This window comes from Acidovorax sp., from assembly GCF_022763525.1.
In the GTDB taxonomy this organism is placed as follows: domain Bacteria; phylum Pseudomonadota; class Gammaproteobacteria; order Burkholderiales; family Burkholderiaceae_C; genus Acidovorax.
Genome location: NZ_JALEGG010000211.1, coordinates 1 through 5161, shown reverse-complemented (window position 1 = coordinate 5161; position 5161 = coordinate 1). Strand labels below are relative to the sequence as shown.

The 5161-nt window shown below is 68.6% G+C and carries 3 protein-coding genes; 1 reads left to right on the top strand and 2 read right to left on the bottom strand.

Annotated features, from left to right (window positions below):
* Positions 1 to 258 precede the first annotated feature (258 nt).
* The gene (locus tag MRY84_RS16570; protein WP_291506806.1) at positions 259 to 3327 is read right to left on the bottom strand and encodes an EAL domain-containing protein; all 3069 of its coding nucleotides are present in this window, start codon (positions 3325 to 3327) and stop codon (positions 259 to 261) included.
* Between the two features lie 219 nt (positions 3328 to 3546).
* On the opposite strand from MRY84_RS16570, the gene MRY84_RS16565 reads away from it, so the two are divergent.
* The gene (locus MRY84_RS16565; protein WP_291506805.1) at positions 3547 to 4101 is read left to right on the top strand and encodes an adenine phosphoribosyltransferase; all 555 of its coding nucleotides are present in this window, start codon (positions 3547 to 3549) and stop codon (positions 4099 to 4101) included.
* An 84-nt stretch (positions 4102 to 4185) separates the two neighbouring features.
* Here MRY84_RS16565 and MRY84_RS16560 read toward each other — a convergent pair whose 3' ends face one another.
* Complete coding sequence (locus tag MRY84_RS16560; RefSeq protein WP_291506804.1) at positions 4186 to 5079, bottom strand: hypothetical protein; 894 nt, start codon at positions 5077 to 5079, stop codon at positions 4186 to 4188.
* Between the last annotated feature and the right edge of the window lie 82 nt (positions 5080 to 5161).

The window sequence follows — 5161 nt, the reverse complement described above, 5'->3', positions numbered from 1 at the left end:
GGCACCGGCCACCTGAGCGCAGCCGTGGACGATGCCCAGCTGGCGGCGGGCGACACGCTGGTGCTGTCAGGCCACCCCGCCGCGCTGGCCCTGGCCGAGGACAAGTTGTTGAAAGGGTGATCCCCCGAGCGGCTGCGGGTCGGCCTTTGCTCGGCCGCCCTGGCCTGCGCCACGCCGGTTGCGCAGGCCCGGTGCCAGACAAAAAAGAATGAGAAGAAAATACCGCCCCAGCGCTTGATGGATCTGCGCAAACAGCTCCTATTTTGATAGCGTCTGAAGCAGTTCTGCCGGGCCGGGCCGCCCGAACAGGTAGCCCTGAAACTTCCGGCAGCCGTTGTGCAGCAAAAACTCGCGCTGGCCTTCGGTCTCCACGCCCTCGGCCACCACGTCCAGGCCCAGGCTGTGGGCCAGGGTGATGATGGTGCAGGCGATGGTCGCGTCGTTGGGGTCGGTGAGCACGTCGCGCACGAAGCTTTGGTCGATCTTGAGCTGGTCCAGCGGCAGGCGCTTCAGGTAGCTCAGCGACGAGTAGCCCGTGCCGAAGTCGTCCAGCGAGAAGCGCACCCCGTGCGCGCGCAGCGCCTGCATCTTGAGGATGCTGTCTTCCACGTCATGCAGCAGCAGGCTTTCCGTGAGTTCCAGCTTCAACCGGGCGGGATCCGTCCCGCCATGTTGCAGCGTCCGCAAGACCTCCGAGACAAAGTCCGGCTGGCGGAACTCCTGCGCGCTCACGTTGACCGCCAGGCTCCAGGCCTCCGTACGGGGATCAGCCGCCCACTGGGCGAGCTGGCGGCACGCCTGGGCCAGCACGGCACGCCCCAGCGGCAGGATGAGGCCTGTCTGCTCCGCCATGGGGATGAACTCGCCCGGCGAAACCATGCCGCGCACCGGGTGGTTCCACCGCACCAGCGCCTCGGCCCCCAGCACGGCGCCCGTGTCGTCCACCACGGGCTGGTAGTGCAGCAGGAACTCGTTGCGCGCCAGACCCTGGCGCATGTCCCCCTCCAGCGCCGACCGCGCCGAGGCCGCGGCCTGCATGGCGGGGTCGAAAAAACTCAGCGTGTTGCGGCCCTGCGCCTTGGACTGGTACATGGCCAGGTCGGCGCGCTGGAGCAGTTCCTGGGCCGGCAGCTGCATGTCGCGAAACAGCGCGATGCCGATGCTGGGCGTGCTGTGCACTTCGCTGTCCTGCACCACGAAGGGCTGGTTCAGCATGGCCAGGACCTTCTGCGCCACCGCCTCCGCCTCGGCGGCCGCGACCTGCGGGTCGGCATTCAATCCCTGGAGCACCGCCACGAACTCGTCCCCACCCAGGCGCGCCACGGTGTCAACGGCGCGCACGCTGGCGCTGATGCGCGCACCCACTTGCACCAGCAACCGGTCGCCCCAGTCGTGCCCATGGGTGTCGTTGACGCCCTTGAAGTTGTCCAGGTCCAGGAACAGCAGCGCCCCGTGCTTGCCTTCCCGCGCGCACAGCTGGGCTGCGCGCTCGAGCCGGTCGATCAGCAGCCGCCGGTTGGGCAGGCCGGTGAGTTCGTCGTAGTAGGCCAGGCGCTGGATTTCCGCCTCGGCCAGCTTGCGCTCGGTGATGTCGCGCGCCACGCCCCGGTAACCCGTGAACTGTCCGGCCGCATCGAAGATGGGCTCGCCGCTGATGGACAGCCAGATGTGCTGCCCGTCGGCCTTTAGCCGCTGCATTTCGAAGTCGTGAAACACTTCGCGCGCCTCCAGCTGCCGACGGTGTTCCCGCCATTGCCTCTCGGGCACAAAGGTGTCGGGCAGTTCCCAGTGCGTGCGCCCATAATGTGTTTCGTCAAGCACGCCAGTGGCCCGCGCGGGGTTGCCGTCCAGCCGCACGAAGCGGAACTGCGCGTCTTGCTCCCAGTACCAGTCGGACGACAGGTGCGTGAGGCTGCGCCAGCGGGACTCGCTCAGGCGCAGCGCTTCCAGCGTGCTGAGGTAGTCGGTGACGTCCGTGAACGTGCGGACGCGCCCGCCCTCTTCGAGGGCACGGGTGCGCACCTCGATATAGCGGCCGCTGCGGGTGCGGCGCACATAGGTTTCGGGCACCTGGAGCGCGCTGCCCTGCGCCGTGATCCCGGCGGCGAGGAGTTGGCGGACGTGAGGGTCGAACAGCTCGAACCCCTCGCCGAAATCGCCGCGCTCGGCCTGAAAGCGCACCACGTCCTCGGCATGCGGCTGCGACTCCATCAAGGAGGCCGGGAGTTCCAGAAGCTCCAGGTAGCGGCGGTTGAACACGCGGATCCGCCCTTCAGCGTCCACGTTGGAAATGCCCTGCGGCACGCTGGCCAGCGTGCCCTCCAGCGCGCGGGTCTTTTCGGCCAGCAAGGCGCTGGTGCGCGCAAGCTCGGCCTCGACGGCGCTGCGCGCCAGCTGGGCGCGGCGGGCCATCTCCAGCTGGCCGATGGTGTTCAGCAGCGGCGCAAGAAAGTCCACATCCCCGGCGGAATACCCCTCTGGCCGGTTCGCCAGGCCGACCATGGCCACCAGCTCCCCGCCCGCCTGGATGGGAAGCCCCAGGTAAGTGCGCAAGGGCGGGTGGCCGAGAGGGGTTCCCGCGGCGCGGGCATCGTTGCTGGCGTCGTTGGCGATCACCGGTTCGCCCGAATGCAGGGCGGCACCCACGAGGGAATGCGGGTTGTCGAAGACCATGCCGGCTTCGGCGTGCTGAACGTACCGGGCGCGCGAGGCCTCGTCCCAGCTGATGTCGGTCATGGCGTGCACCCGGAGGTAGGGGTGACCGTCCGGGCCCCGCTGCACCTGCCCCACGATGCCGAAGGCGCTCTCGGTCAGGGACATCAGCGCCTGGAGCAGGGCCTCGAACGCCGCCCGCGGACCCGCGCTGGCAATGAACATGGCCTGGGCCTGCGAGATCGCCTGCAGCAGGCGGTGCTGCCGCGCCAGCAGGGCCTCGGCGGCCTGTTGGCTCCGCAACCACGAGCTGCGCTCCAGGACGGCATCGATCTGCGCGGGAAGCGACAGGAGGTAGTCGCACGCGGGGTCCTGCACGGCGAAGTCAGCAAATCCGTAGCGCATGGCCTGCGCCGCGTGGGTTTCTGCGCCCAGGCGCACTACGATGATGGCCGGCACGCCGCCCAACCACTGCAGCAGGTCAAAGGCCGAACCATCGACCGTGCGCTGGGCCGCGAGCACGATGTCGGGCTTGTGCTGCAGCAGCCGCTCCCGGGCCTGCGCCAGGGAGGTGGCGACCTCCACCCGCCATCCTGACCACGGGTCCGCCAGCGCATGCACCACCTGCTGGGCGTGGTGGGCGTCGCTGTCGATCAGCAAAATGGTGATGGGCATGGCCGATCGGGGTGGGGTGGCGTTGAATGGGCGCCCTGGCCGGCGCCTGTCTTGGCTGAGAACCATTATGAGGCCGCAGAACGGCCTGGAAGCGTCCCCGGTTTTTTGAGTCCACGCCCCGGCGCTGCTCGCAGGACGGCTGGATACACTTGCCTGCCCGGCCGCCATGGCGGACCCGGGTTTGCAGCCTCCGGCCCCTCTTGAGATCGCTCCACGCCCATGCAACCACTCAGCGTTAACGAATACCTTCGCCAACACATCCGCACCGTGCCCGACTGGCCGGCCCCGGGCGTGCAGTTCCGCGACATCACGCCGCTGCTGCAGGACCCCAAGGTGTTTCGCGTGCTGATCGATGCCTTCGTGCACCGCTACATGGACAAGGCGCTGCGCCCGGACGTGGTGGCAGGCCTGGACGCGCGCGGCTTCATCCTGGGTGCCGTGGTGGCCTACGAGCTCAATGTCGGGTTCGTGCCGATCCGCAAGAAGGGCAAGCTGCCTTTCACCACGGTGGAAGAAACCTATGAACTGGAGTACGGCAGCGCCACGGTGGAACTGCACACCGATGCCGTGAAGGCCGGCGACCGCGTGCTGCTCATCGACGACCTGATTGCCACCGGCGGCACGATGATGGCGGGCCGCAAGCTGCTGGAGAAGTTGGGGGCCACGGTGACCGAGGGCGCGGCCATCGTCGACCTGCCGGAGCTGGGCGGCTCCGCACGGCTGAGGGAGTCCGGCCTTCCGCTGTACACCCTGGTCGACTTCGCGGGACACTGAGCCCCGTTCGGGCACTGGCCCCACCGCCGCCGCCGGGTGAAGGCAGCGCTCAGCTCAGCTGAGCTCAGCTCAATTCACTTCACTTCAGTTCAATTCGCCGTATTGCGTGCTGCTCAAATCCTGGCCCCGTTCGGCGCCGGGCATCTCGGTGTCTTCGAAACCCGTGGGTGCAGAAGGCGGTAGCAACGGTCCGGACCGAACGGCCACGCCGGGCTTGGCGCCAGCGGGTGCTGCAGACGCCGCACCCGCGGCCGAGGCCAGGGCGCGCTTGAACGCGGCGACTTCGTCCGCCTCGATGGGCTCGTAGCGAGGGGTTGCGCGCGGCGCCGCTGCGGGTGCCACGGCCGGTGGAGCGAGGCTGCCCGACGGCTGCAACAGCGGGTTGCTGAGTGCCGGCTGGAGCGGCGCAGGCGCGGTGGCGGCCGGGGTCAAAGGAGCCGGCCTGGAGGACGCGGCCGCGGGCTGCGGCCGGCGGGCGGCCGCAGGGGCGGCCTGCAGGGACGCCCCGTGGGGTGCAACGCCCTTTTGCGGAATCCCCACCGCCACATGGTCGTTGATCCGCCAGTACACGGCGGTCACGAGAATGTCGTAGCGGGTCTTGGCGGTCTGCGCGATCAGCGCTTCGATCTCGGACAGGCGCACCGTCTCGCCGCCATATTCGCGGGCCAGGTCCATCATCACCAGAAACTGCCGCCCCCGCTGGTCCAGCGACAGCACCTTGAATTTGTAGCTGGCCGACAGCACGCCCGCGCGCACCATGGCATCGCGCACCACGGTATAGAGCAGCTCCCGGCGCTCCATGCGCTCGTTCTTGCGGTTGGCGGCGTGCTCAGGCGGTACGGGCTCCAGCAGCGGCTTGCCCTGGCGTCCGGGAGACAGCGGGACCGTGGCGTCGGCGTTCAACAGGCCGGACGGCTCGGCCATCGGTCGGGGCTTGGGGGGAGCAGGTTTGCGGCTGAACCAACTGAACAGGGACATGGCGTGCTTCCTACGGGACGGCTCCGAAAAAAACCGGAACCAGTGTAGCTCGCCATTGGGCCTTCAAAGCGGGCCAGCACGC